This is a genomic window from Caulobacter sp. ALps2, from assembly GCF_058681635.1.
Map to the genome: position 1 here is coordinate 135700 of NZ_JBZWKE010000002.1, position 26426 is coordinate 162125.

The following is a 26426-nucleotide window of genomic DNA, read 5'->3' on the forward strand; positions in this document are numbered from 1 at the left end:
TCGCACCCTGGAGAACTCCACCCGGATTCTTCGGGAGATGCGCGAACGATGGCAGATCGCCATCATCGTGCGGATGATCGAGAAAGCCGGAACCGGTGAGCGGGTCTACCTCGCCATCAAGTCCTTCCTCCTGACCGACAGCGACTATCGCCCTGGCGAGCGGGTCGACATCCGCGAACTCTCGCGCCACGTCGGAGCGAGCGCCTCCCCCGTGCGCGCGGCCCTTCACCGAATGGCCGGGGAGCGGTTGCTGGTCAGCCACCAGGGCGAAGGCTTTTCATTCCCACGACTGACCGAGCCGGGTCTGTCGGACCTCTACCAGTGGAACGCCGCCTTGCTGGTCAACGCCCTGAGGTCGGGACTGGCGCGAACGTTCACGCCGGAACCGGACATCGACGCTGTCGCCAGGCCCATCGCCAGCCTGGAGACGCTGTTCGCCGTGCTGGCCGCGCAGAGCGACAACATCGAAGTCGAGTGGGCCGTGGCCGGGGTCAGTGATCGCCTGCGTCGCGTTCGTCGCGCGGAGCTGGGCCTCGTCGCCGACTTCGGCGATGAGGTTGCGGAGCTGAGCAGGCTGCTGAATGACGGTGATGGCACCGCGATCCGGACCATGATGGTTGCCTATCATCGCCGGCGTCTCCGCCTGGTGCCCACCCTCGTCCGTCACCTTCACGGTTTGGCGGACCGCGAGCCACGCTGAATTTCCGGCGAATTTTCGAAAAATCCCCGTGTTATTCCCTGCGTGTTTTCCACCTTCGGTCGCACCTTACAACCGTCACGGTGGGCGTGACTTAGAGAAGGAGACCGTCATGGAACGGACCGAAGACCACATCGAAGACGCCCTGATCGACCTGGGCGCCGTCACCGTCGAAACCAAGGGCAACTTCCCGGTTCGCCCCGAGCAGGGCATCGGCACCCTGAACCCCGGTCTGTCGGAAGACTAAGTCGGGTGGGGGCTCGCCTTGGCGGGTCCCCAATGCCGAGCCGCCTATGCAGTTTCACGTGCCTTCCCATCTGGCCTTTTGCGACGCCCAGGGCGGCGTGATGTTCCTAGACGTCGCCAAGGGACGATACTTCGCCCTGCCGCGGCCCCTGGAGCCCGCATTCCGCGCGCTGGCGGGGCGCGCCTTCCAGGCCGATGACGCCGACCCCAGCTTGGTGGCCCGCCTACGTCGGATCGGAGTGATAACCGCCGAGGGCGGCGCACGGATCACACGCCAGACGACCCAGCTGCCGACGGCGAGCTGGATGGACACTCCGCCGCCGGATAGCCGGACAACGATGGCGGCGCGCGTTTGGGCGACCCGCCACCTGCTGGCGACCCGTTCAGCGTTACGCCGCCTTTCCCTGTCCCAAATCCTCGAGGGCCTGGACGTCCAACGCGCAAACCGTCAGGCCTCGGCGCTCGATCAGCTGGCCGATCCTTCGAGCCTATTCGAGAGCGCACGGCGTTGGACGCCGATTAAGCCGGTGTGCCTGTTGGATTCCCTGTCGCTACTGGCCTTCCTCCATCAACGCGGCTTAACGGCCGATCTCGTGTTTGGCGTGATACGCCAGCCGTTCGCCGCCCATTGCTGGGTCCAAGCTCATGACGTCGTGCTGAACGATCGATTGGATCGGGTGGCGGAGTTCACGCCGATCCTGGTGGTCTGATGGCTGGCGGCTATCTGTTGATCCTGGGCCAAGGCCCTGCGGCCGACGCGCTACGGCACTGCGCCCGCGCCATCTCGACGCTCCGGCTAGTCGTGGAGACCAGTGAACTCGCCGTCCTGGTCGAGTCTGAGCTGCCTTACCGACCGCTTGGAGCGGCTGGGTGCGTTCTGGGCCATGTGTTCGTCGATTCCGCCGAACCTGCGGCGATCGATCAGTTTGGTCCGGATCAGGTTCAAGCGATCGTCGCCTCCAACGGACAATGGCTGATCGACAATACCTGGGGCGGGTATCTGGCGATCATCACGCCGCCGACGGGCGGCGGCGCGCAGGTATTGCGCGATCCGTCTGGAGCCTTGCCCGCCCTTTGGATCCGCCAGGAGCGCTTGACCCTCATCGCCTCGTCGCTGGACCTGGCGCTCGCGGCGGGCCTTCCTCGGCCGAGTCTCGACTGGCCGACGGTCGGGCAGATTCTGGCCTATCCGCATTGTCGCGGCGTTCGCACGGGATTGCGCGGGGTGGACGAACTGCTGCCGGGCGTTCGCGCCTGCATTGGCCCCGACCAACGGGCAACCACGGCCCTGGCCTGGTCACCATGGGTGTTCGCCGACCGCGACCGGGCGTTTCCCGATCGCGAGTGCGCCGCCTCGTCGGTGCGGGAGGCGGTGGACCGTAGCGTCCGCGCTTGGGCGCGGGTTTCCGCGCCGCTGATCCTGGAACTGTCTGGGGGCCTGGATTCCTCGATCATCGCCACCGGCCTGGCGGGAGGGGACGCGACATTCGCCAATTTCTACACGCTCGCTGCCGAGGCCGACGAGCGCGCCTATGCGCGAGAGGCCGCCACGGCCGCTGGCGGCGTTCTCATCGAGCGCGAGGTTCATGCCCATCAGATCGATGTTCGTCGCGCGAGACCCGGTCGTCACGCTCGACCCGCTTCCCAGGCTCTGCTCCAGCCGATCGAGGCTGCTTTCACGCGTCTCGGCCGGGAGCTGGGAGCTGCCGCCTATTTCACCGGCTTGGGCGGGGACAATGTCTTCTGCTCGATCGCTACGGCTGCGCCGGCCACCGACGCGCTGCTGACCTTCGGGCCCGGCGGTCACTTTCTGCGGTCACTGGCCGATCTGGCCCGACTCCATCAGGCCACGCTGTGGGACGTCGCCCGTCTGGCGTTTCGAAAGGCCATCGCGCGCAGGTCGAGCCTAGGCGTGGTTCCGGTTACCCGATTCCTGGCGGGCGACGTCATGCCAGACCTTCCAGAGCATCCTTGGCTGACCGCGCCGGCCGGGGTGCTGCCTGGCAAGCGCGAGCATGTCGCGAGCCTCCTTGTCGCCCAGGCCTTTCTCGATCGCTACGAGCACGCCGCCCAGGCCCCCGTGCGTTATCCGCTACTGGCCCAACCGGTGATGGAGACCTGCCTTCGGGTTCCGTCTTGGATGTCGATCGCCGAAGGCCGCAACCGAGCGCTGGCGCGTGACGCCTTCGGCGATGTTTTGCCTGACGCGATCAAGCGCCGTCAGACCAAAAGCGGGCTCAACGTCTTCATGGGCGCCGCCTTCGAGGCCAATCGCGCGACCCTGGTCGACCAGTTGGTCCGCGGCTGGCTGGTCACCGCAGGCCTGGCCGATGGTCAGGCGATCCGCCAGGTGCTCGATGACCCCGCGCCCAACGGTCTGGACATGGCGCGGCTCCTTTACCTGGCCGATGTCGAGGCCTGGGCGCGAACCTGGGGTCAAACCTAATGCTCGCGAGCTTTGGCCGCCATGGCGTCCCAGCGGCGGTACTGGTCGATTTTCATCGGGTCGGGATCCCGGTAGTCCTGCAGCCAGTAGCGAAACCAGTCGAGGTTGCGCTGGTAGGCTGCCAGGCGATGCCGAGGCTGCGCTAGGACGTGCCGTTCCTGTGCGAACACGTGCAGTTCCACGGGGGTCTTGCTATTGGAGAGCCGTGCGAACAGTTCGATCGTCGGCCGAAACTCTTGTTCGGGCAGTTGCATGAGCAAGGGCGTGGTGAGGTCAGCGGTGTCCAGCGCGGCGGAAACCTCCTTCCAGCGCTGGGGCGTCTCGTCCGGCGCCCCAAGTTTCCACGCGCGCCTTAGGCCGTCATGAATGTCGCGTCCCGCGACGCCATTGAACCAGTAGTACCCCGGCTCAACCTGCAGCGAAGCGATGGAGGCGGCGGCCAGTAGCCTGGTGTGGCGCGCGACCCAGAGGGTCACCTCGCTGCCCATGCTTAGGCCGCCCATGCCGACCTTGGAAGGATCGATAAGGCCCCGGCGATCCAGAAGCGCGACGACGGCCACCACGCCTTCCAGACCGGATTGGTAGTCGGCGACCATGTCCAGGTCGGTGCTCTGGGATCGGGTCGGATTGATGCACAGGGCGGTCAGCCCGGCCTGGGCCATTGTCACCAGGGGCCACTCGTCGCCGACGCCGCCGCGCAGATACCCTTCACAACGATAGTAGTTGATGAACAGAGGCGTGCGTCCCGCACCGGCTGCCCGGATCAGCTGTCCCGTGAACACGCGTCCCTTGGCGTCGGTCCAGCTCAGAGCCTCGGCGACGACGGTCTTGTCGTTTGGGGCGGGTCCGTTTGGGGCGGCTAGGATCGTCCGGCGGCCGGTATCAATGCCGATCTTCTCCAGCCTCGGAGGCGTCAAAGCCTGGGACGAAACGCAGACCAGGGCGTCGACGCCGACCGCGCAGGGCGCGCCAAACTCTCCCCCGCCCAGTTGGCCTGGGTCTTGGACGATCGCGCGCACGCCACCGGCCAGACGCCAGATATAGAGGGTTGTGCGAAGGCCTGGATCGGTCGCGGCGAAAACGACTTCGTCCCGTTCGGGCCGCCAGGTGATCCACGATGGCGTGTGGTCACGGCAGGCCTTGGCCTGGCAGCTGTCGACCGCCCCGCCCGGTCGCACCACTTCAAGCCTCATGTGATTGTCGCGCCAGACCAAGCGCGCCTCGCCGAACCGGGGGGAAGGGATCGTGGTGATCACATGCTCGGCGGCGAAGACATCCGGCGGCGGAGGGCGCTGAGAGCCGTCGCTTGGGGCGCTGGTCGGGGCCAGAGTGGTCAAGTCGATGGCCTTGGCTTGCTCGGGCGTGTCGCCGAGCAAGGCGTCGCGTTGGAACCAGCGTCCTGAAAGGCGCTCGGACGCCATGCGGCCGTTGATCTCGACCGCGCCGAACAGGGCTTGGGCCGGATCGACGGTGTGATCGATCCGGACGCCGCTGTCGTAGAGCGTACGTTCGGCGTCGGCCACCTGGGCGCGGGTCGCGCGCACCCAGTAGACAAGGCGATTGTCGGCGTCGACCTTGAAGCGATCGACATCGGCGTCATCGGCCGTGAGTCGCTGGCTCCCCGAGCCATCCGCGCGTGATCGCCAAATCTGGACCTGTCCCTCCCGCAGCGCACGATAGTAGATGTAGCGTCCATCGGCCGACCAGACCGGCGCTTCTTCGACCGCGACCCCCTCGGCCTTCCATAACGCCAGGCCGCCATCCCCGACCTTAAGCGGGGGGGACAAGCCGTCGATCGCAGCCACCCACCATCCAAGGCCGTAGTGATTGGCCTCCAGCGAGGCGCGGCCCTGCCGAAACGCGACATATCGCCCGTCCGGTGAAATGACCGGCGTGGTGATGTCGACCGTTTCGATCAGCGCCGACAAGGTCGGGGGCGCGACCCGCGGCGCCTCGGTGGAGGCGACGGCCAGGCTGGCCGCGAGCAGCAGGGCTACCATGACTTGACCAGTTCCAGGGCCACGCGGCGGCCCGTGGGATCGGCCTTCTCGCCGTCATAGCCGATTGCCGAAAGCACCGTGCGCAACTCGGCGTAAGGCGGGTCCCTGTCGAACAGGTTGGTCACGGTCAAGGCCACGCGCAGGCCTGACAGCCGATCGGCGCGGTCAGGAACCTTATAGGCCACCTGCAGGTCGGCCGTGGTCCAACTCTTGACCGTCTGGCGGGGCGTTACCGTCTGGTTCTGGTAGTCCGAGATATAATTGACGAAGCCGGTGAGCGCCCACGGGCCAACGCTCCAGCCGGCGTGAGCCCGAAGGCGTAGGTCCGTCGGCGTTCCGACCGTGCCGACCACGTTGATGGTCGGCGAGCCGGAGGTGACCTTCTGGTCGATGGAAAAGATGTAGCTGCCGACCAAACCCAGGGACACCTCGCCGCGCCGGGTCGAGACGTCGTAGCCAAGATCAAGGTCCAAGCCACGCTGGCGCGCCGAGGAGAGGTTGCGATTTCGCAGATCGACGATGGCGGTGACCGCCGAGGCCGGTATGGCGGCGGGATTGTACAGCAGCGGGCTGGCGTAGTAGGCGGCGACGGTGCTCGCGCCGGGGTGGTCCTGGATGACGTCCCCGTAGACTTCGCGCTCAATCAGGATGTTGAACGCGTTAGCGTTCACGTTGGCGATCCGGTCGCGGTAGTCGATGTCGTAGTAGGTCAGCGAAGCGCTCAGGCCGTCGATCTGGGCGGGTCGGAAGATGACGCCGGCGGTCCACGTCGTGGCGCGTTCAGGGCCTAGATCAGGGGCGTTGCCCAGGAGGGTGAGCACCGTGGTCGAACCGCTCGGGGAGCTTGGATCCACGAGAACTGTGGGCTGGTAGGCATTGACCGACGGACCTTGACGCAGATCCTGGAAGCTGGGCGCCCTGAACGAGGTGCCATAGCTGGCCCGCACGGTTAGGTCGGCGCTGGGGCGCCAATCCAGTCCGATCTTGGGGTTGGACGTCGTGCCGACGTCGCTATAGCGCTCGATGCGACCGGCGAGGGAGAGGTCCAGGGCGCGGACGCCGCTGACGCTCATCGCCGGATTGACCAATGGAACGCGCAGCTCGGCGTAACCGGCGGTAATCCGACGCGTACCGGGGTATTCGGTGGGGAGGTCGAACGGGTTGATGCTGAACAGCAGATAGGTCGAGCTCTGGGTGTAGCGTTCGGCGCGTTGCTCGGCGCCGACGGCCAACATGACCTCGCCGGCTGGCAGCGAGCCGATGGGGCCGTCGGCGCGGAACGACACCGACCACGACTTGAACAGGCTATGGCTGGCGAACCAGCCTCGGACGGCTTCGCGCGTGGCCAGCGGGGTCGATCCCGCGTCGCCGAACACATTGTAGGCGGTCGCGGGATCGCTGTCGGCCAGCGCCGCGGCCAGGGCGACGCCATTGGGCCCGTAGTTATCGATCCGGTAGCGCTCCTTCTGCTGCGCTAGCGCGCCCTGCAAGCTCGCCGACCATCTTCCCAGATCCCGCGTCATGCCGACCAGGCCGCTATAGGCGTCCGTTCTGCCGTTGGTGCGGGTGGCGCCAAGGTCTCCAGTGAAGTCGTATTGCACCAGGACCGGATCAGTCCCGCCCTGCGGGTTGAGATAGAACGGATTGGTCGACGGCACGCTGACCGTGGTCGGATTGCCGCCCAGGATCCGCTGGTCGAAGGTCCGCCGGGCGGCCAACGCCTGAACGAAGACGTCAGTGTGTGCGGTCAGTTCCTGGCGGCCCGACACGTAGAGGCTGTGACGCTGTTGCCGGGGCAGGAGATCGGCATTGGCGTAGGCGTCCGTCCTGTTGACCTGGCCGGGGGCGAGTTGGCCGGTCGTCAGGTTGCGACCGTCCTGGCCGCCCGGGATCGCATAGGCTTGGCCGCCAGCGATGATCGTGCCGGGCGCAGCGTAGGGTTGGCGATAGTCAGCGCCGCCGAAGGGGCGCAGATCCTCGGTGGCGTAGGCGCGCTTCGCGGCCGCAAGGGCGTCGCGATCGTAGTACTCATAGGCGAGGGTCAGCCCACCGGACTTCCATGTGCGGCCCAGAAGCACGCCCGCCTGGACCTCGCGAGCATCGCCGTCGGCGCTGCTATAGCGCAAGCGGGTTTCCAGACCTTCGAAGCGGTCCCGCATCACGAAATTGACCACCCCGGCCACGGCGTCCGAGCCGTAGAGGGCCGAGGCGCCGTCGGCCAGAACCTCGACCCGAGCGATGGCGGAAGCGGGCAGTACGGAAATGTCGGTGAAGGTCCCGGCGATGCCGGCTCCGGCGGGCCGGACGCCATTGATGAGCACCAGGGTGGAGTTCGATCCCAAGCCGCGCAGGTTGACCCCCGACCCCATGGCGGTGTTCAGCGGCGCGCCGTTTCGACTACTGACCCCAGAGGTGGTTTCGCCGGGACCGCCGCCGAAATTCTGGGGGACCGACTGCAAGATCTGCTGTGCGGTCGCTGCGCCCGCGCGATCTATGTCCTCCCGCGTGATCGCGATAAGGTTCGAGCCGACAGGGCCCGCGCCGCGAATGCGCGTGCCGGTGACCACGAGTTCCGACAGGACTTCAGGGTCGCCGGCCGTCTGCTCCCCCGTGGCGGCGGCCAGGGCCCGGCGCAGGACCAGCTTGTCGCCGACCGGGATCAGGACGAGCCCGGAATTGGCCAGCAGGCGCTCGAAGGCCTGGTCGGCCGTGAACCGGCCCTTCAGGGCCGGCGCGTCCTTGCCCGCCACCAGGTCGGAGGGAACGATCACCTCGCGGCCGCTGGCCTGGGCCACGGCGGTCAGGGCCTGGCCGAGATCCTGGCGCTTGAGGTCATAGGCTTGCGCTGCCGTGGGCTGACGGGTCTGGGCCGAGGCCTGACCCGCCAGGGTCAGGCTGAGGACCGCGGCGCTGGCGAGCAGGGCCCGACGGGTCGTGATCGAGAACATGGTTTCCCCCAAGGGACGCGAGATGCGTCGTGTCTGGGGGCTAGGGACGAGGCGATGGGCCGCCGCCTCCCAAAAAAAGTTCACGCCAGTGTCACGGCGTCGTCGTCAGGCGGCAGCGCGGCTCAGGATGAGGTCGCCGTTCGGGGCCTTGAGAACGGTGAGGCCGAAAGCCGCCGCCAGCCCGTTGGCCAGCTCGTCCGCGCCGGTCACGCGGAAGGCCCCCGAGACCCGCAGCGCGCCGACGGACGGGTCGGCCAGGCGGATCTTGCGGCTGTTGTAGCGGTTGGCGATCGCGGCCACCGCCGACAGCGGCGTCTGGTCGAAACTGCGCAGGCCCGAGGGCCACTGGGCCTCGACCCGGGAGGCGGGCCGGATGTTCACCGACGACAGATTGGGTCCGAACAGCACCTCGCGCCCGGCCGGCAGGCTGGCGCTGGCCGGCAGCAGCCGGGCCGCGGCGCCGGCGAGCCGCGGTTGGCCCGACAGCACGGTGACGGCGAGGTTGCCCTGCGGCGCGAGCGCCAGATCGAAGGCGGCGCCCTGGCCGTCGAGCTGGGCGCCGTCGGCCTCGATCCGCAGGGCCCCGACCGCGACGATCCGCGCCCGCCCGTGATCCAGCCGCACGACCTGGCGGCCGCCGCGGGTGACGGCGGTGGCGGCGCTGTCGGTGTCCAGAACGATGGAGGAGCCGTCGGCCAGCTTGACCGCGCGAATCTGACCCAGGCCCGTGGCGTAGTGGGTCTCGGCCTGGCCGCCGCGCCAGACGACCAGCGACAGGACGGCGGCGGCGATCACGCAGGCGGCCAGGGCCCCGGTGATCTTGTAGAGCGGGATGCGATCCTGCATGCGATGTGAGCGATGGCGCATCTCGGGGCGGCGCGACTGGGCCAGGACGCCGGCCGCGTCGAACTGGCGTTCGAGCTCCTCATAGGCCTGGCGATTGGCTGGATCGGCGCGCCAGGCGTCGAAGGCGGCGCGATGGGTCAGGGCGCCGGGACCGCGCATGCGCGCGAACCATTGGGCGGCCTCCTGGTCCCTGGCCTTGTCCTGCTGGCTCATACGCCCCCTTCCCTGTTCAGCGCTTGGACAAGGCGCGCTTGAGGTGCGCCGCGGCCTTGGCCATCTGCTTTTCGATTCCGCTCACGCTCATGCCCAGCGCCTCGGCGATCTCGCCGTAGCTCTCTCCGTCCAGCCGATGGCGCAGGAAGACCTCCCGCGTCTTGGGCTTCATGGCGCCGACCGCCGCTTCGTAGCGCGCCAGGGTTTGGCGCGCCACCAGGAGTTGATGTGGATCGCCCTCCTCGGCCGCGTGGCGGTCGGGCTGCAGCTCGGCGTGGCTCCGCTCGATCCGCCGGGCGAAGCTCTTCGACCGGTCGCGCAGCAGGTTCCAGATGATGCCCTTCATGTAGGACTCGGGATTGGTGAGGGTCTGGCGGTCGGCCGCGCCGGTCAGGCGCAGGAAGACCTCCTGGACGATGTCGCCGGCCTCTTCGCGGCTGTAGCGCCGGGTCAGGAGCCGCAAGAGCCGTGGGGCCTGGCTGCGGAACAGGCGCTCGACGTCGCCGCCCCGCGCCGGGATGGGGGCGGGCGTGTCGGTCGGGGCCGGACGCGGCTCTACCAGGAGGTCGCTCATCGTCGATCCTCCCCTCGCCGCCCAGCGGCGGGCGTCGTCACCGACCCGCCCTCAAGATCGTGGCCACCGGCCATGGTTCGCCTCCGTGCTGAGGCGCCGCCCGACGAGGGTCGGGTCGTCCTTGAGACCATGGCTTGAGTGGCAAGGCGCGCGTCGTCGTCGACGCCAGCGGCGCAGGCACACCGGTCGCGCCGGGGTGACGCCCGGGCGCGAAGCGGCTCTATCAAGCGAGGTTCTCACGCCTCGGTGTCGCGCTTTCAGCGACACGGGCAGAGTCTAAGACGGCGGATTCGGGGTTGCAAGCCAGGGGGCTTGCGGCGGCGCTCAGCTCAGGCGGGTGAGCGCCGAGCGGGCGTTGCGGGCGCGACCCGCGGCCTGGACGAGCACCGGCTTGACCTGATGGTCTTGCGCCAGGCCCAGACGCACGCAGGTGACGCCGCGCGCGCCGGCCCCGCCCGGGTGGGGCGAGAACACGGCGGGTGCGGCGGCCAGGGCCCTGGCCTGGTCCTCGGGCGAAAGCCTGACCATCGCCACGCCGGGATCCACCCCCAGAGCGGCGAAAACCTTGTCGCCGATCAGGAACTCGATCGTTCCCAGGCGCGAGGCCAGGCGGGCGTTCATTTGGCCAAGGGCGAGCGAGCGGAAGGTGTCGGGCGTCATGGGGCGGGATCCGCAGGTTTCCCGCCGTGCGATGCCATAGACTTTGGGCCGCGCCAAGTCGGTCGGCGCGGGGCTGGGCTTACCGACGCGGCTACCAGCCGTCCTCGGGATCGGCGCCTTCCAGGGGCGTGCCGCCCGCCTCGGTGCGGAAGATATAAGGGCAGTTCCTCAGCCGCAGCAGGGTGTCGCTATAGCCCAGGGCCTGTAGGCCGCCGGCGATCTTGGGGTACTTCTTGACCTTGATCTTGTTGTGCTCGGGCTTGAAGAGGTCGATGAGCGCCGCCTCGAGCTCGGTCGTCACCGCCGCTTCGTGACCATGCGCCCATCGGCGCCGGAATGCCTGCCAGCGCGGATCGGCCGGATCGTCGGGGTGGCGGAAGATCCTCACATGAGGCGGATCGGGTGCGTCCTCGTCGGGCCCGTCGCGCATGCCGACAAGCTCCTCCAGCTCTACGACCTCCAGAGCGAGGATGGTGATTTCCAGCGACGGTTGGGTGTGGTCGACGCCCCGGACTTTCTCGTTGATGAGAATCTCGAGATAGCGGCGATGGGCGGCCAGCCGCTCCCAGAGGCTCTGGTCGTAGGCCTTGCCGATATAGTGGATCTCGAACTCCATGAACCGTTCGGGGTCGCCGGCGAAGGGGACCCTCAGATCGTGGGCCAGCGCCTCGAACAGCAGCTTTTGCGGGCTCCACCAGGCCCGCAGGCGCTTGTCGCGGTCCAAAAGCTTGATGCTTCCGGCCCGGTCCCAGGGCGGCGGGGCTTCCTCGGCGTCATGGTGGAAGCCGCATTCGAGCAATATCGGCTCACCGGGGTCGAAGAGCCCCAGGCGCAGCGGATCGATGATCCCCTTCACCGGCGGGCCCCGGCCGTCGTTGATCTCAAACCTGATGTCGCCGTCCTCGTCGCGCACCCGATCGAACCAGAGGATCGGGCGCTGGGCGATGATGTAGACCGTCGCGTCCTGCAGGCGTTCGCGCACCGCCGCTTCGGTCTTGAGCTGGTTGAACTCCCAGGCCGACACCGGCGGATAAGGGATTTGCGCGACGATCCGCGCCGCCTTCATCCATTCCCGATCGCCGCCTTCCGGCGCGGCGGGGGCGGAACTTGGATCAAGGGGCATCGACGAGGTTCCGAGCCTTGAGTGAAAGGGATGGGACGCGGCGGCGGGACTTGAACCCGCGACCTCCCTGCCCATAGTCTGGCGTGTCACCGTCCAGTCCATGTCGAAAACAGGGGCTCTATCCTGGCTGAGCTACGCCGCGTCAGGGAGGAGGACTAGGCTCTAGTCCTCCTCGGTGGCCACGAGGGTGAGCTTGGGCTTGGGCGCGCCCTTGCGGGCGGCCTTGGCCTTGTTGATCGCCACCCGCTCGGCGATGTCGGCGATCTTCTCCTCGGCGAAGGGCTTGGCCGCGGCGATCAGGCCGTCCAGGTGGTAGACATTGATCTTGCTGCCGGTCGGGGTCTCGCGCCGCTCCTCGCGCTGGACATAGCCGGCCTTCTCCAGGGCCGCGATCCGCCGCTGCACCGTGCGCGGGTCCAGGTTCATGGCCTGGGCGATCGTGCCCTTGGACGGATAGGGCTTGCCCTCGGCCTTCCACCACTTGGACGCCAGGTGCATCAGGATGTTGACGTCGACGGCGTCGAGGCCCAGCTGGCGCTGGTTCTCGATGATCACGGTGGGGAACACCGTGTAGCCCGCCTCGATCAGCGGTTTGGACCACTTCTTCTCGTTCGTGCGCAGGTCCGCGTCGGCGGCCTTGCCCTTTTCCTTGGCGCTCATCGCTTCGGCTCCGGTTGGTCACATCGATATGAGCCCGGGCCGGGCCCGGCGCAACTTCGAGGGGGAGGCGCGGGCGTCTCCCGGCTGCGGGAATCTGGGAATGAGCGACAGGGCATGCAGCTCCAACGGGATGCAGCATGGCGGCAATCTGCTTGGTCGGGCGTGGGGGTCTCCCGCCGGGGAGGCGGTCCCGCCTGGGGGCCGGGCGACGACAGGGTCTCCCCCGGGAGGCGTTGGCGCCTCGGGGTGGGCGCGGGAAATCGGCCGCCGGGCGAGCTTTGCGGTGATGCTACGGCGAAATCGTGCGGATTTCAATCCATCCGGAAGGGCTCGGCGGGGGCCTTCGCGCTTGCCAGGACTCGGGTGGACCCCAATATTGCCAAGTTGAAAGAGGCGGCTTGCGGATCGGCGACGGCAAGCGGGCCTTTTTACTTGAACTTAAAGGCCGAAAGGCTATTTATAAGGGGTCACGGGCCGCCACACGATCCACCTCCGGGTGGAGTGCAAAAGGGCGGTCCTTCTCGTTTGAGATGGCGCTTCCTCCCTTTACAAAGCCGCACGCCACGCCCAGCGATTGGGTGGCGCATCTGCGCGCCCGCGGACTCGTGGTGCCTCGGCCCAATGTCGCCGCCCGCAAGATCGAGCGGGTCGGTTATGAGCGGCTGCGCATCTACTTCATCGCTCGCCGCCAGACTCATCTGGCGGGAAAGCCCTTTCGAGCCGGCACGACCTACAACCAGATTCTGAATCTCTATGATTGCGATCGCCGTCTGCGGGCGATCTGCTTTGATGCCTGCGGCGATTTCGAGCTGGCCTTCCGCAACAGCATGTCCGAGGCGTTGACCCGCGCTCACGGCAGCCATCCCCACAAAGCCGAGGACGCCTTCAAGGACGGCGCGTCACGGCGTGTCGCGCTCGACCAGCTGTCGACGCTCTATGCCAAGTCCAGGGACGCGCGCGCCCACAACTACATGGCCAAGTACGGTGATCCGGTGCTTCCCCCGTTCTGGACCATGAAGGAGTTCTTGACCTTCGGGGCCGCGGTGCGGTTCTACGCCCTGCTGTCCAATGCGATAAAGACCGCCGTGGCCCAGGACTTCGGCATGCCCACGCACGAGGTTCTCACCAACTGGTTGGAATGCCTGGTCGATCTGCGGAACGTCTGCGCCCACCACGATCGGCTGTTCAATCGGATCTTCCAGAAGCAACCCAGCCGCCTGCGCCGCCAGAACCTGCCGACGGCGCCGGTCAACAAGCTGAAGGCCCGGTTGGAGTGCCTGGATCACCTGCTGACCAGCCGGGGGCTGGCCGGCGGCCGGGTCGCCGCGGTGCAGGCGCTGCTGACCCGCTATCCGGACGTCCAACCTGCCGAGGTCGGCTATTGAGAGACCGGACGGGCGTCGCCGCCTGGCGGCGGCCGGGCTCTAGGCGGCGGGCCGCCCCAAGCCCCGCGCGCGGGTCTTGGCCCTTCGGGTTGCGATCCCTGACGCGGACGTTGGAGCGGGGTCAGCGTCTGAGGCGGTACGCCACGGCGGCGGCCGTCACCTGCAGCAGCAGCCGCGCCTCGTCGCGGCTGTAGACGTGCGCGCTGAGCGCGCCGCCGTCGTCGTGGTGCGCCAGCTGAGTGGCGTGGCGGGCGGACGCCAACAGCAGCTCGATCCTCTCGGGAAACGACAGGGTCTTGGCGTCGACCGGGGTCTTGAGCTTGGACTGGGGGCCAAGCTTGAGCCGTTCATAGGCGAGCCGGCAGGCGCCGACGCAGTTTTGATAGTCGCCGGTGTGAAAGGCCTTTTCGGCGATGTGGAGCTGGCGCGCGATAGAGTCGTCGTCCGTTGCGCCGAGCGAGAGCGGCAAGCTGGTTTCAAGGAGGATCACCCCCAGAGCGCCCGCGCCCTTGAGCTGCGCGATCCAGTCCGACTGCGCGACCGTGTGATAGCCGTCGCCCTGCAGGGTCGAGTGACCGACTGGGTCGTCGATCAGGCCGCCGACGCCGAAGGCCTGCACCTGCAGCGCCAGCGCCCCGCCGTCGCGCAGGTCCTCGAGCGCCAATAGCTGGCGCGGGGCGAGCTGGGCCTGGAAGTCGAGCGGGCGCTTGGCGTTGCCGTCGGCCTGCGCGAACCAGGTCGGCGCGCTGACCTGAAGCGTCGCCAGGCGCACGCGGTTCTGTCCGCGCGGATGGACGAAGAGCTCCAGGCCGTCAATGCGGATCCAACGCGGCGTCGCGGCTTGACCCGAAAAGGCGCCGGCCTTGGTCGGCGCGATGGTCGTCATCAGCAAAAGATCGAACGCGCCGACCGCCGGACGAAGGCCGACCGCCCGCACGCCCAGCTCCGCGACCCTGTTGTGCTCCAGCATGAGGTCCATCGGATCGCCCTACCCCGCGTCCGCCGCCCGTCGTAGCGCCGCCAGGCGCTGGTCGCAGACCGCCCGCACCAGCCCGATCAGCTGCTCGGCGCTGACCTTCAGGTGCTCCAGTTCGGCCTGGGTGATGTGAAAGCTGTCCTGGTTGTAGCGGGCGTCGACATAGGCGCGCTTGAGCTTGCCGAACGGCTTGCGCGCAGCGCGGGTGTCGCGCGGCCAGACCGGGATCAGCGACGGCGCCTTGGCCTCGGCCTGGGAGCGCAGGAACAGGATGTTGTGCGAGCGCGGGGCGTAGAAACCGGTCAGCAGCAGGACGGCGATATAAGCGGCCTCAACGGCCTGGTGCAGGTTGAAGGCGGCCTTGTGCGGCCAGTCCAATTGGTCGCCTTTGGAGATCTGGAAGATCGCCGTTTCGAACGACGTCTGGATCGTGTCGAAGATCTTGCGATAGTACTTTTCGCCCAGGTCCAGTTCGGCCCGGGGCGTCAGGGGCTGGGGTGGGTGGAAGGCATGGCCGGGCACCTCGTAAAGGACGACGCCCTGCTCGATGACCTCCCGAAAAAAGTACTGGCCCGCGTCGAGGGCGGCGTTGATCTCGCCAAGATCGTGGATGATCAGGTTGACGATCCGGCCGATCGACGGGTCGTGGGCGATCTTCTCCTCGGTCTCGTACCAGTAGTCGGCTGTGTCGGTCAGCTTCTCGTCGCTGACCACCACCAGGATGTCGAAGTCGGACAGGTAGCCGTTGTGCGGTTCGTCGACGAAGTCGCCGCGCGCGTAGCTGCCAAACAGGATGATCTTGTAGATCTTGGCCCCGCGCCGCCAGGGCTGGGTGCCGCCGGCCACGGCCTGCTCGAAGCCGGCCAGCAGGTGGCCGACGATCTTGTCCAGCTCCCGGTGCTGGCGGTCGGGCAGGTAGTCGAGATTCGATTTCATCGCCGGTGAGTCTGGCGTCCCCGTCCAGGCGTCACAAGCAAAAGTGACGGTCCGCGCTGTCAGCCGTCCAGGATCTGGGCCTCGAGGTCTTCAATCTCGCGGACCAACCGTGAATTGGTCCCGACCGTGTCGATGAACTCGGCCTGAATCGACGCCAAGGCCGCGTCCTGGTCGACGTCCTCGCCCGCCTTCAGGCGCGCGGCGCAAGCCTGCAAGGCCAGCGAGAGCCTGGGGGCGGCGCGGCGGGAGATGGTGTTGACCAGATCGGCGAGCTCGTCCGATCGGGGATGCGCCGCGATGAAGGTCGCCTGCGGGACCACGAGGGCGGGCATATCCACCAGCTCGGCGGCGGCCGCCAAGGCGTCGGGGCTGATGAGGGTGTCCGACAGGCTCAGGACCACGGCGCAGGCCTCCGAGCAGAGTCGGCCGGGCGTGAGCGGATCATCGGTCTCCGGCACGTAGTCCAGCGGCTGGGCCAAGGCCTCGATCGCCTCGGGCGTCAGATCCTTGATCTGCTGCAGCTTGACCCGTGAGGCGTATCTGCGGCCCAGCTCCGAGGTGACCTCCGCCCAGACGTCCGTCGCCGACGGCGGCGCGAGGCGGCGGCGCACCAAGGCGCCGTCGATTTCAAAGCCGATGAACGTCTCGGATCCGGAGCGGTAGCGGGCGATGGGTCGCGCCTGCAGCATGATCGCGCGCAGGCCGACCTGCATCCAGGTGAGCCGGGTCACGGCCAGGCTGGCATGTCCGAAGACGCCGCCCTCGGTGCTGGCGGCGATCTTGGGATCCCCCGACTCCAGGAGAACGTCGCCGGGACGCAAGGGCTTGGCCTTGATGATCGACATGGAGGTCCTTGATCCGACGTGTCGCCGATCGATCAGCCGCTCCGGGAGTTGAGAAGGCGCTTGATAGTCACCCGCCAGCGTCTTTAGCCGAAGCCTGGACATAACGCTGGCCTCCCGGGCGAGCCCCGATGGGGCGGGGCCAGGATCGGAAACGACGAGGTTTAGGCGGGGCCGGGCGGCCTGCCAATACCGGAGAATCTCAAGGGTGGGCCGGGACCCGCCCAGCCTGGGGAAAGGCAAAGGGAGGGATCCGTCTGCGCGCCGATCGGGCGCGAGCAGACGAGGTTTGTCCGATGCCGTCTTCTTCCTGGAGCGCCGAGCGGGTCACCGCCCTGAAGACCCTGTGGCTGGCGGGCCGCTCCGCCGCCGAGATCGCCAAGGCCCTGGGCGGGGTGACCCGCAACGCCGTGATCGGAAAGGTCCACCGCCTGGGCCTGGCCGGGCGCATGGAGCCGTCGGCTCCGCGCCGGACCCGGGCCGAACGGCCAAGGACGTCGGCCCTGCGCCGGCCGTCGCCGTCCAGGCCCCCTCCCCCTCCCCCGCCGGCCGCCCCGGCCGTACGGACGCGAACGCCCCAGGCCGCGCCGGTCGAGGCGGTCGCGCGCGTCTTCGATGGGGCGGCGCTGACGGCGCGGATCTGCCATTGGCCGGTGGGCGATCCCAAGGCGGCGGGCTTCGGCTATTGCGGCGCGGCGGTCATCGGCAAGGGGCCCTATTGCCCGGGCCACCACGCGGTCGCCTATCCGGTCCGCCTGCAGCTCAAGGCCGACCCCTGCGCGGGGACGGCGCGGCGAGGTCGTTCGGGCGCGGCGGGGGGCTGGTGACCGTCCTGGCGGCGGCGGGAGACCGCCCTGGGCTCCAGCGACCTCGCCACCGGCCGGCTCCGGCCGCAAGGGACGCTGCGCTCAAAGCCCTTGCGACCGGGACCGGTCCGTCGGCGCGGAAGGCGGTCGGGAGCCCACGGGCTCGCTCCCGACCCTCTTGAAGGACTGGTCCCATGACCGCCACCGCCCCTGCCCTCCTCACCGGCCCGCTCACCGCCCTGGAGGCCCAGGCCCTGAGCCTGGACGACCCTCGGCCGCACCCGCCCGAGGACGCCCTTGTTCAGCTGGGTCACTGCGTGATGACCGAGCTGCTCGACCTCTTGGCCGACACCGCCCTGGAGGATTTCCAGACGACCCTGGCCGAGACCCTGATCGGCGCCTTCCATTCGGCCGCCCAGCGGATCGAGCGGGAGGCCGACCGCGCCCGGGACGACTTGCAGCGCCAGGTCCGCGACTTCAACGGCTCGGAGGTGGCCGACACCGACCTGCAGGAGGCCACCCAGCGCACGCGCGCGGCCGACGTCGCCGTCCAGGCCGTCGAGTTGATCCGCGACGCGGCCGCCCAGGCCTACGCCCTGGCCACCGGCGAGGCCTGGCAACCCTGGCGCGGCAGCGTCAAGGCCTCGCGCCTGTCGGCGGCCCAGGTCGAGGCCCGCGAAGCGATCCGCGCCATGCGGGCCCGCCGGCATCGCGCCGTCGATCCGGGCGCCGTGGTGGTGGGCTTCCGCGCGGCCCCTCAGGCCGACACCGCCGTCGACGCCGGGCGCATCTTCGACGCCCTCAACTGGGCGCGCCAGACCTGGCCCGACATGGCCCTGGCCGTCACCGGCGCGCGCGGCGGCGAGAAGCTCGCCCAGAAATGGGCCCGCTCGCACGGCGTCACCACGGTGCTGGCCAGGGCCGACTTCGACCGCAACGGCCGGGCCGCGCCGTTCCGGGCCAATGACGAGCTGCTGGAGCTGGAGCCGGTCTGCGTCCTGACCCTGGCCAATTCACTGGACGCCGCGCGGGGGGCGGCGCTCAAGCCGTTCGGTCCGGCCCTCAACCTGGCTCAGAAGGCCGCTGAACGCGGGATCCGCTGCGTGGCGGTGCGCCTGAGGGCCTGACGGCGCGGGCGCGGCGGTCTTGCTCCGTCGCGCCCTCTTTTGTGCGGCTCGCGGGCCGGCGTTCGTCCCTGGTAAAAGATCAGGGTTGAAAACCCGCCGTCCTGCGCTTTTTCTCTCGCACCGACGCGCCGGCGGCGTTTTGCGCCCGCGGCTTCGGACAAAGGACCTCAAGACTTGGCCAATTCCCCGCCCGACAGCCGCGCGCCCAACCCGATCGACCTGCATGTCGGCGCCCGCGTGCGCACCCGCCGCAAGGTGGCCGGCGTCAGCCAGGAACAGTTGGCCGCCGGACTGAAGCTCACTTTCCAGCAGGTGCAGAAGTACGAGCGCGGCGCCAATCGCATCAGCGCTTCCAAGCTCTACGAGACCGCCGGCGTCCTGAAGGTGCCGATCGCCTACTTCTTCGAAGGCCTCGCCGATCCGGTCGACTGCGCCGCCGACCCCGCCCGCGGCGCGGCGGACCGGACGCTCAACGCCTTCCTCGCCACGCCGGAGGGTCTCGAACTGGCCGAGAAGTTCGCCAAGATCGGGCGAGGTCGGGTTCGCCGGCAGATCCTGGACCTGGTCCGGGCCATGGCGGAGGACGACGCCCCCAGCGCAGGGTGAGCGCCGTCCTTGCCGTGCCCCGGGACGGCGTCGCGCCCGGCGGAATAAAGCCCGAACGAACCGCGAGATCTTGCGGCCTCGGCCGGGTTGGACCCCAAGCTTAGCGGTTGGCGATTCGTTCCTTCGCCTCGCGACAACCCGCCCGGCGCCCCCACGGGGGCGGACGGTCGGCGCCCCTGCCCGTTCGGAGTTGTATCGGCCGGCGCCGTCAGCGCCCGACCGACGACCTGTCGCCTGTTGAAGTCGCCAGCCGCTGACGGCGTCTTGCGCGAGGCGGCGCGCCCGCGACACGCGCGCTTGGGGTTGGGGCGTTCGGCGCCTGGATGTCGCGGGCTCCCTCGCGCCCGGGGGCCGGTGTGTCCTGAATCTTGCCGATGCTGGGCGTGGAGGCGGCGGCGAGCGCCGGCCCGCCTGCGCCGACCGCGCCGAACCGGACGAAACGCGCGGCGCGCGGCTTGGCCGATCAGCACCTTGATCAGCAGGTCATTCGTCTTGGCCGGAGAGACCCGGTGGCGAGCGGACCCGCGCGATCGGTCACGCCATCCCTAGGGCGGGGCGGTCCGGGTCAAAGCCGACCTCGCGCGCGAGGCGCGGCCGGCGGAGCCTCCGGCCTTCCTCCGCTGCGCGGCGTGCAGCCCGGTGTCCACCGTCCGCGGGCTTTGGCCCGGACCTTCGTCCCCGCCCTGCCAGGACGCGTGATCGCGGCAGGGACCGCGAGCCGCCGGGGCCCTTCCCGGCGGAAGACGGAGAAAGACCATGCTCAACAAGGTTCAACTGATCGGCTTCACCGGCGCGGACGCTGAAATTCGCGCCACCTCGGGCGGCAAGGCCCTGGCGGTCCTGCGGGTCGCCACCAGCCGCTACACCAAGAAGAACGGCGAGCGTCAGGACTTCACCACCTGGCACCAGGTCGAGATCTGGAGCCCCGCGACGGTCAAGTGGCTCTCCTCGCGTCCCCTGCCCAAGGGCTCGAAGGTCTATGTCGAGGGCGAGATCCGCAACGAGCACTACACCGACAAGGACGGCCAGGAACGCTACTTCACCAAGGTGGTGGTCGCTGGGCCGGGTCACGAGCTGAAGTCGCTCGACCGGCCCGAAAGCAACCCGGAGTCGGACGAGGAAGCTTAGGGCCGACGCGCCTGCCCCGGGGGCGACCCCGGGGCAGGTAACACGCGGTTGGCGTAACGCACATTTATAGCCTACAAATGTGCGTCACCCAGACTCGGCTATTTTCGTGGAGAACGGGCTTTGATGGACGCCCCGATCGAGGCGCTGTTCCTGGCCCTGGCTCGGGCCGAGGACAGCGTGAGCCGACTCGACGCGCGCGCCCAGACCTGCCCCTTCGCCGAGGGCTGGGCCGCGCGTGTCGACTTCATCGAGGCCAACGGCTGGGGCTGGGTCAGCGGCGAGATCGTCGACATGGAGGACCTGGTCCTGCACGACGCCCAGATGGATGCGCGCCTTCCCGACCAGGCTCTGCGCGCGACGTACGGTCTCGTGCGGGCCCGGCGCCGAGCGCGCGGCGCAGGCCCAGAGCTGCAGACCGCCCATGGAGCGGTCTGGCTGGCGGGCCATCGCAGCGAGGCGCCGCTTTTGGTCCCCTCCCCGATCGACCCCGACGAGGTTGGGCCCAGCCCCGGCGCGGAAACCCGCGACCTGGTCGGCGAACTCGTCCACCAGGTTCGAACCCTCAGCCGGGGCGAGACGGCCGATCCGGTCGAGGCGGTGGAGGAGTGGGTCCAGTGGACCCGCCGCCTCCCCGATCGCGCCCCGGCCTTGCTGCGCGCGGCCACGGCGCTGGAGGGCTGGCGCCTGGTCAATCCCCTGCCCCGCCAGAACTTCGTTGGCGGGGTGTTGGTGGCCCAGGCTCTAAGGCTGTCGTGCCGCACGCGCTCATGCCTGCTGGCCTTCGAGGCGCCGCGTCGGATCTACCTGCAGCCAGCGCGCGGTTTCGTCGCCGCCCCGATCGCGGCCCGCCTGGCCTACTGGCTGAAGATCATGGCCGTCGGAGCCGAAGCGGGCCTGGGCGAGATGAAGCGTCTGGATCTGGCCCGCCAGGTGGTGCTCAAGCGCGTCGGCGAGCGCAGGGCCAACGACCGCTCGGCCGATCTCGTCGACCTACTGCTGGCCAGACCCCTGGTCAGCGCGCCTATGGCGGCCGAGCACCTGGGCGTCGCCGGCCATACGGCCCGGCGGCTGCTGACGAACCTGGGCGCGTCGGTGATGGAAGTCAGCGGTCGCTCGCGCTATCGCGCCTGGCGGCTGTGACGCTGCGGTTCACCCAAGTGGGCAAATGGGGAAGTTCCCATTTGGGCGTCTGGGGTGTTGCGCGGCCCGGCGAAGCAGTTCAGCTCAAGGCGTGGTCTTACCCTCTTGGGGGCTTGCCCAGACCCCTCTTCCCATCAGGGCAAGAGGGCAAATCCCCATTTGGGTATTTTGCCCAAACCGGGAAGTTCCCTTCAGCCCATTTGCGAACTTGGGCGTCTGGGTTAGAGTGGTCATCACCAAATGGGGTCTGGGTTTAGTCCACGCTTGCCCATCTGAGTTGAAGGTGTTGTGCGAATTTGAGCAAGTGGGTTTCTGTGGAAAAGTGGTTTTCCACATGCCCCCAGAACCCCATTTACCCACTTGGGTTAAAACCCTGTTCACCAATTGCCCATAACCTTATTTGGGCAAGAGGGGACTTGGGTAGAAGCTCAAGACCCCATTTGCCCAGTTGCCCATTGCCTCAGAAGGGAACTTCCCCATGGCGGTCATCAGCGTGTGTTCGACGAAGGGCGGGGTGGGCAAGACCACCCTGGTCATGTGCCTGGCCGACGCCTTCGCCCGGCAGGGCGGCTCGGTGGCCATCGTCGATGGGGATCCCAACGGCCACGTCGCCAGCTGGCGCGAACGCGCCGGCGACGACTGCAAGGTCACCGTCATCAGCGAGGCCAATGAGACCAAGATCCAGGACGTCATCGCCAACGCCGCCAGCGAGTACGCCCTGGTTTTCGTGGACCTAGAAGGCGCGGCCTCCCAGGCGGTCACCTACGCCATCGCCGAGAGCGACATGGTCCTGATCCCGACCAAAATCTCGGGCATGGACCTGCAGGAGGTCTACCGCACCTATGAGGTGGTCAAGCGCGCCGAGAAGATGCTCAAGCGCGGCATCCCCGCGCGCGTCGTGTTTAGCCAGATGAACCCGCTCTATAGCCGCGTGGCCGGCCATGCCCGCCAGGAGATCCGCGACAATGACATTCCGGTGCTCAACACCGAGGTCATCCAGCGCGCCGCCTACCAGCAGATCCACTTCACGGGCATGACGCCCAGCGCGCCCGGCGGCGAGCCCAAGGCCGCCAAGGAGATCGCCGCCGTGCTGGCCGAGCTGCTCGAGGCGCTCGCCCGCCAGGCCGAAGCGGCCTGATAGGGGAGGGGAGACCATGACCGACAAGACCGCCCGCCCGATCTTCCAGCCCGCGCCGCGCCCGCAGCGCATTAACGACGCCGGAACCGCCGAGGCCCTGCGAAAGGCCACCGAGGACCTGGGCTTCAACCGCACGACCAGCGCGCCCGCGAGCGCGGCCGAACCGGCGCTCGCACCGGTCGCCAGGGTCGAACCGGCGCTGTCGGCGCCCGCGTCCGCGCCGGCCTCGGCGTCGAATCCCGCCCCGAAGGTCGCGGCCGCAGCGCCGGCCCCGCGCGCAGCGCCCAAGCCCAAGGCGGTCAAGCCCGCCCCGGCGAGCAACTTCTCCGAGCGAGAGACCTCGCTCAAGTTCGTGATCGACGACGAGCTATCGACCGCTCTGAAGCTGGACGCGGTCAAGCGAAGGGTGACGGTGAAGTTCCTGGTGCTGGAGGCCTTGGCCGAGAAGGGCTACCCGATCGACCTGGCCACGCTCCAGGAAGACGGGCGTCGGGCGCGGAAATAGGCAAAAGGGCAAATGGGGCTTTGCCCTTTTGCCCTTTGGGTGACTTGGGTGGTTGCGGCGAAAGGCCTGCGGCCATCGCGCGCGCGGCGTCACGGGGACGAATCGCGGTACGCCAGATGATCGTGAGAGTAGGGCAGGGCGCATGACGGCCCCCAAGGACCGCAACAACCAGTTCGACCTCTTCATCCCGCTGATGCGGGATCTCTCGCTGAAGGATCAGCGCGAGACGATGGAGCGGCCGTTCTTCTCGCTGCAGAAGCGCAAGCGCCTTAAGCCGATCGAGTACGCCAGCCAGGATGGCGAGGTCACGGTGAAGGTCGAGGCGATGCCGGCCTATGGCATGGCCACGATCTGGGACGCCGACGTCCTGATCTGGGCGGCGAGCGCGCTCAACCGGATGAAGGCCGATGGCAAGAACGACGTGCCGCGCACGCTGCGCGTCACCGCCTACGATCTGCTGCGCACGATCCAACGCGATACCGGCGGCAAGGGCTATGCCGACCTGAAGGCCGCGCTTGATCGGCTCGCGACCACCTCGATCAGCACGACCATCCGGGGCCCGAAGAAGGGTCGTGAAGCCCGGTTCAGCTGGCTCGACGAGTGGCGGGTGGAAACCGACGAACACGACAAGCCGGTCGCGCTTCGCATCGTGCTGTCCAACTGGGTCTGGGAAGGGATCATGACCGAGAAGTCGGTCCTGACCATGCATCCGGACTATTTCCAGATCTCCGGCGGGCTCGAGCGCATCATCTACCGCATCGCGCGCAAGCACGCGGGCGACCAGGACGACGGCTGGACCTGCCGCGTCAGCCTGCTGCACGAGAAGAGCGGATCCGACAGCGCGCCCAAGGAGTTCGCGCGCATGCTGCGCAAGATCGTCGAGGCCAACGATCTGCCCGAATACGACATGGCCTACACGACGGCCGGCGACGGCTCCCAGGCGGTCCGGTTCATCCGGCGATCGGTCGTTGAACGGGTCCAGGTGCAGGCCGAGCTGGAGGCCGAGGACGCCGCGCGGCGCCGCCGGGAGCGGGAGGATCGCCGCGCCGACGAGGTGGATGGTCTGGTCGACCCGTGGGCCAAGCGGCGCGTGAAGTCCGGCGACGCCTAACGGACTATCACACACCGTGCTCGCCGATTCCTTTTGAAATCAAACTCTTGCCTGAACGCTTTAAAGTGTATCGAACCCTTCCAGTGACGGGGTTTCACCCACCGGAGTCGCGCCCGGCGCCCGCCAAATTGGTAAATAGCCGGTTAAAATCCGAGCCTGAGGGCGATTTTGGAGTCCCTTTCTCCCTTTCGAGCCGATCGGGAGGTCCTTCGGGGTTTCGCCCACCGGCCGCCACTCCGCCCATCGGGGTTTCACACACCGCCGGGGGCGCCGAGCGTCGGGGTTTCACACACCGCCAGGCCGCCAACAGGGCAGGGTGGGCCCGCGCTTCGGGGTTTCACACACCGCCGAGCGTCCGAGGTGTCCAAAACCCCGACAATCCGGGCTCCCGCATCGAAAAACGATCACGACTTTCGGGGTTTCGCCCACCGGAGAAGATTCCGCGACCTTCGGGGGATCACACACCGCCGAGACGCTTGCTCTAGCTGTGGACAGCTGCGGGGGATCACACACCCAAGGTCCGGGGGAACGCCCACCGCACTCTCGGGGGATCAGACACCCAGTGACGGTCTATCGCACACCCGGGCTTCTCATAAGTCGTTGTAAGCAAACACGAACTTGGCCCCCGGGAGCCCCTTAACTTATCTAACTTCTTCCATAACAATATCTCTAACGGCGCAGCTGAGGCGCCGCCGGGAGAAACAGGGCCAAAAAGACGGCCCTGATCCCCCCGCTTGGAGAAGACAGTGAGGCGCGGGGGAACACCCACCGTCCCGACGCCGGCGAGCAACCCTATAGTTCTCGGGAATTGCGGCGTCCGGCGGCGACGTGAAAGTCTGGACCCATGCATCGGGGCCTTCGCATCGCCATGCTCGGCTTGATCCCCACGCCCGTGGCCCTGGCCCAGGCGCTGCAGCCCGCGCCGCTCATCCTCTTCAACGACACGCCTAGCGAACCGACGGGCCTCTACCTGCGATCCTCGGACGCGCCGGCCGTGGGGACGATCATCGCCTTTCGGCCGCCGGCGGCGGCTTGGCCCTATGTCGGAGAGGCCCTGCCCGCGCGCGCGCGCACCAGCATCCTCAAGACCATCCGGGCCGGGCAGGGCGATCAGGTCTGCGCCGAGCGCCACGTTCTGGCCATTAAAGGCCATCCCGTGGCGCGGATCGCGCGCGCCGACCGCCAGGGCCGGACGCTGCCGGGATGGAGCGGATGCCGTAGGCTTGGCGAGGGGGAATACTTCGTCCTCTCCACCCGCATCCCTAACAGCTTCGACAGTCGCTACTACGGTCCAGTGCGGCGCGGCGACATCCTGGCGGTCTATACGCCCTTGCTGGCCCCTCCTGGGCCGCCGAGCGCCTCATGACGCACCCTGGGGCCAGGATCATGAGGCTGCTTGTCGAGGGGGCCGTCCTGGCGGCCGCGCCGGACCTTGGGTGGGCCCAGCAAGCCGCCTCGTCGGTTGGGAGCGATCTTGGCCGTCTGCGCGTCCTCGTCGAGGCGCCCGGCGCGCGTGACGCCATCGCTCGGGTGACCCTGGCCGAGGCCGCGGGGCAGGGTGACAGCGGCCTAGCCGCCGTGATCCATACGATCCTCAATCGCCTGGCCTCGCGGGCCTGGGGCGACAGCGTCGACCAGGTGGTCAACGCCCGCCGCCAATTCGAGCCGGTGACGCGCGCGGGCGGCGACTGGCGGGGGTTGCCGGCGGCGCGGCCGTCGGAACGCGCCCGGATCGACACCATCCTGAACCTCGCCCTGGAGGGGCGTCTGCCCGATCTGACCGGCGGGGCGCTCTACTTCCAGAACCCCCGGATCGTCGCCGCGCGCGCCGCCGCGGGGACCGTGTCGGCGCGCCTGGTCAATTTCGGTGGGGCCACGCCCAGCGTGGTGATCGGCGACCACGCGTTCTATGTCGGCCAAGCGCCCGCCGCCGCCGCGCCGCCGACCGACAGGGTCCCCCAGGCGGGCGGGTCGATTTTCCCGAACGAGAGCCAAAGCATCGGGGCGGCGGATGTGGCCGGTTCGGGGCCGTCCGACGCGGCGCTTCACCCTGGAGCGCGCGGCCTCTTCGTGCTGCCGGACGGTCGGATCGTCGAGGACCCCGCGCGAACCCAGCCGCCCCCGCGCTGAGCCGGGGGCAGGCCTTGGCCGCTGACGGTCCCTGAGCGCTCGCGGCGCGAGGACCGACCGATCGGGACCTGGTCGACGGCTTTTTCCGCCGGTTGTGATGGCCACCGGATCTCGCGGCGCCCTTCGCCAAGCTCGCCCGTCACCCAGCCCGTCAACCCGCTGGCGCGGGTTCCCCTGGGGCGC

At 68.5% G+C, this 26426-nt stretch carries 25 protein-coding genes and 1 tRNA gene; 15 read left to right on the top strand and 11 right to left on the bottom strand.

Going from position 1 to position 26426, the window contains the following annotated elements; genetic code table 11:
* The first annotated feature begins 37 nt into the window (after nt 1-37).
* From ACW173_RS25655 to ACW173_RS25670, 4 genes are all read left to right on the top strand, one after another.
* On the top strand, nt 38-700 hold the full coding sequence (locus ACW173_RS25655; protein ID WP_492086065.1) for a GntR family transcriptional regulator: 663 nt from the start codon (nt 38-40) through the stop codon (nt 698-700).
* Nucleotides 701-809: 109 nt separating this feature from the next.
* Nucleotides 810-944: a benenodin family lasso peptide gene (locus ACW173_RS25660; RefSeq protein ID WP_492086066.1), complete on the top strand. Its 135-nt coding sequence runs from the start codon at nt 810-812 to the stop codon at nt 942-944.
* 46 nt (nt 945-990) lie between these two features.
* On the top strand, nt 991-1653 hold the full coding sequence (locus tag ACW173_RS25665; protein ID WP_492086067.1) for a lasso peptide biosynthesis B2 protein: 663 nt from the start codon (nt 991-993) through the stop codon (nt 1651-1653).
* Nucleotides 1653-3389 carry an asparagine synthase-related protein gene (locus tag ACW173_RS25670; protein WP_492086068.1) on the top strand — a complete coding sequence of 579 codons (1737 nt, stop codon included), beginning with the start codon at nt 1653-1655 and terminating at the stop codon, nt 3387-3389. The genes ACW173_RS25665 and ACW173_RS25670 overlap by 1 nt, the downstream gene beginning before the upstream one ends.
* On the opposite strand, the gene ACW173_RS25675 is transcribed toward ACW173_RS25670, so the two are convergent.
* From ACW173_RS25675 to ACW173_RS25710, 8 genes are all read right to left on the bottom strand, one after another.
* Entirely contained in the window at nt 3386-5389 is a 2004-nt protein-coding gene (locus ACW173_RS25675) for an Atxe2 family lasso peptide isopeptidase (RefSeq protein WP_492086069.1), read from the bottom strand. The genes ACW173_RS25670 and ACW173_RS25675 overlap by 4 nt on opposite strands.
* Nucleotides 5383-8337: a TonB-dependent receptor domain-containing protein gene (locus ACW173_RS25680; RefSeq protein ID WP_492086070.1), complete on the bottom strand. Its 2955-nt coding sequence runs from the start codon at nt 8335-8337 to the stop codon at nt 5383-5385. Before ACW173_RS25680 ends, ACW173_RS25675 begins: the two co-directional genes overlap by 7 nt.
* 105 nt (nt 8338-8442) lie before the next feature.
* Nucleotides 8443-9396: a FecR family protein gene (locus ACW173_RS25685; RefSeq protein WP_492086071.1), complete on the bottom strand. Its 954-nt coding sequence runs from the start codon at nt 9394-9396 to the stop codon at nt 8443-8445.
* Nucleotides 9397-9412: 16 nt separating this feature from the next.
* Nucleotides 9413-9970 carry an RNA polymerase sigma factor gene (locus ACW173_RS25690; RefSeq protein WP_492086072.1) on the bottom strand — a complete coding sequence of 186 codons (558 nt, stop codon included), beginning with the start codon at nt 9968-9970 and terminating at the stop codon, nt 9413-9415.
* Between the two features lie 324 nt (nt 9971-10294).
* Nucleotides 10295-10630 carry a hypothetical protein gene (locus ACW173_RS25695; RefSeq protein WP_492086073.1) on the bottom strand — a complete coding sequence of 112 codons (336 nt, stop codon included), beginning with the start codon at nt 10628-10630 and terminating at the stop codon, nt 10295-10297.
* A gap of 91 nt (nt 10631-10721) precedes the next feature.
* The gene (locus ACW173_RS25700; RefSeq protein WP_492086074.1) at nt 10722-11753 is read right to left on the bottom strand and encodes a hypothetical protein; all 1032 of its coding nucleotides are present in this window, start codon (nt 11751-11753) and stop codon (nt 10722-10724) included.
* A gap of 35 nt (nt 11754-11788) precedes the next feature.
* Nucleotides 11789-11895, bottom strand: a tRNA-OTHER gene (locus ACW173_RS25705).
* Nucleotides 11896-11915: 20 nt separating this feature from the next.
* A complete protein-coding gene (locus tag ACW173_RS25710) occupies nt 11916-12413 on the bottom strand; it encodes a helix-turn-helix domain-containing protein (RefSeq protein WP_492086075.1) in 498 nt (165 codons plus the stop codon).
* 608 nt (nt 12414-13021) lie between these two features.
* Here ACW173_RS25710 and ACW173_RS25715 point away from each other — a divergent pair.
* Nucleotides 13022-13798: an Abi family protein gene (locus tag ACW173_RS25715; protein ID WP_492086076.1), complete on the top strand. Its 777-nt coding sequence runs from the start codon at nt 13022-13024 to the stop codon at nt 13796-13798.
* 121 nt (nt 13799-13919) lie between these two features.
* Here ACW173_RS25715 and ACW173_RS25720 read toward each other — a convergent pair whose 3' ends face one another.
* The 3 genes from ACW173_RS25720 to ACW173_RS25730 are packed head-to-tail and all read right to left on the bottom strand — an operon-like array spanning nt 13920 to nt 16555.
* The gene (locus tag ACW173_RS25720) at nt 13920-14777 is read right to left on the bottom strand and encodes a hypothetical protein (RefSeq protein ID WP_492086077.1); all 858 of its coding nucleotides are present in this window, start codon (nt 14775-14777) and stop codon (nt 13920-13922) included.
* A 9-nt stretch (nt 14778-14786) separates the two neighbouring features.
* Nucleotides 14787-15710 carry a HEPN domain-containing protein gene (locus tag ACW173_RS25725; protein ID WP_492086078.1) on the bottom strand — a complete coding sequence of 308 codons (924 nt, stop codon included), beginning with the start codon at nt 15708-15710 and terminating at the stop codon, nt 14787-14789.
* 59 nt (nt 15711-15769) lie between these two features.
* Nucleotides 15770-16555: a hypothetical protein gene (locus tag ACW173_RS25730; protein ID WP_492086079.1), complete on the bottom strand. Its 786-nt coding sequence runs from the start codon at nt 16553-16555 to the stop codon at nt 15770-15772.
* Nucleotides 16556-16848: 293 nt separating this feature from the next.
* Between ACW173_RS25730 and ACW173_RS25735 the strand changes: the two genes are divergently transcribed.
* The 10 genes from ACW173_RS25735 to ACW173_RS25780 all read left to right on the top strand — a co-directional run bounded on the left by ACW173_RS25735 (nt 16849) and on the right by ACW173_RS25780 (nt 26243).
* Nucleotides 16849-17379 carry a GcrA family cell cycle regulator gene (locus ACW173_RS25735; RefSeq protein ID WP_492086080.1) on the top strand — a complete coding sequence of 177 codons (531 nt, stop codon included), beginning with the start codon at nt 16849-16851 and terminating at the stop codon, nt 17377-17379.
* A gap of 173 nt (nt 17380-17552) precedes the next feature.
* Nucleotides 17553-18485 (top strand): DUF2493 domain-containing protein, encoded by a 933-nt coding sequence (locus ACW173_RS25740; RefSeq protein ID WP_492086081.1) that lies wholly within the window; start codon nt 17553-17555, stop codon nt 18483-18485.
* A 174-nt stretch (nt 18486-18659) separates the two neighbouring features.
* Nucleotides 18660-19091 carry a helix-turn-helix domain-containing protein gene (locus ACW173_RS25745; RefSeq protein ID WP_492086082.1) on the top strand — a complete coding sequence of 144 codons (432 nt, stop codon included), beginning with the start codon at nt 18660-18662 and terminating at the stop codon, nt 19089-19091.
* Between the two features lie 756 nt (nt 19092-19847).
* Nucleotides 19848-20219 (top strand): single-stranded DNA-binding protein, encoded by a 372-nt coding sequence (locus ACW173_RS25750; protein WP_492086083.1) that lies wholly within the window; start codon nt 19848-19850, stop codon nt 20217-20219.
* A gap of 123 nt (nt 20220-20342) precedes the next feature.
* A complete protein-coding gene (locus tag ACW173_RS25755) occupies nt 20343-21359 on the top strand; it encodes a DUF1612 domain-containing protein (protein WP_492086084.1) in 1017 nt (338 codons plus the stop codon).
* Nucleotides 21360-21837: 478 nt separating this feature from the next.
* A complete protein-coding gene (locus ACW173_RS25760; protein WP_492086085.1) occupies nt 21838-22497 on the top strand; it encodes an AAA family ATPase in 660 nt (219 codons plus the stop codon).
* 16 nt (nt 22498-22513) lie between these two features.
* Nucleotides 22514-23002: a hypothetical protein gene (locus tag ACW173_RS25765; protein ID WP_492086086.1), complete on the top strand. Its 489-nt coding sequence runs from the start codon at nt 22514-22516 to the stop codon at nt 23000-23002.
* Between the two features lie 142 nt (nt 23003-23144).
* The gene (locus ACW173_RS25770; protein WP_492086087.1) at nt 23145-24113 is read left to right on the top strand and encodes a replication initiator protein A; all 969 of its coding nucleotides are present in this window, start codon (nt 23145-23147) and stop codon (nt 24111-24113) included.
* 844 nt (nt 24114-24957) lie between these two features.
* Complete coding sequence (locus tag ACW173_RS25775; RefSeq protein ID WP_492086088.1) at nt 24958-25479, top strand: S26 family signal peptidase; 522 nt, start codon at nt 24958-24960, stop codon at nt 25477-25479.
* Nucleotides 25480-25499: 20 nt separating this feature from the next.
* Nucleotides 25500-26243: a cell wall hydrolase gene (locus ACW173_RS25780; RefSeq protein ID WP_492086089.1), complete on the top strand. Its 744-nt coding sequence runs from the start codon at nt 25500-25502 to the stop codon at nt 26241-26243.
* Nucleotides 26244-26426 lie beyond the last annotated feature (183 nt).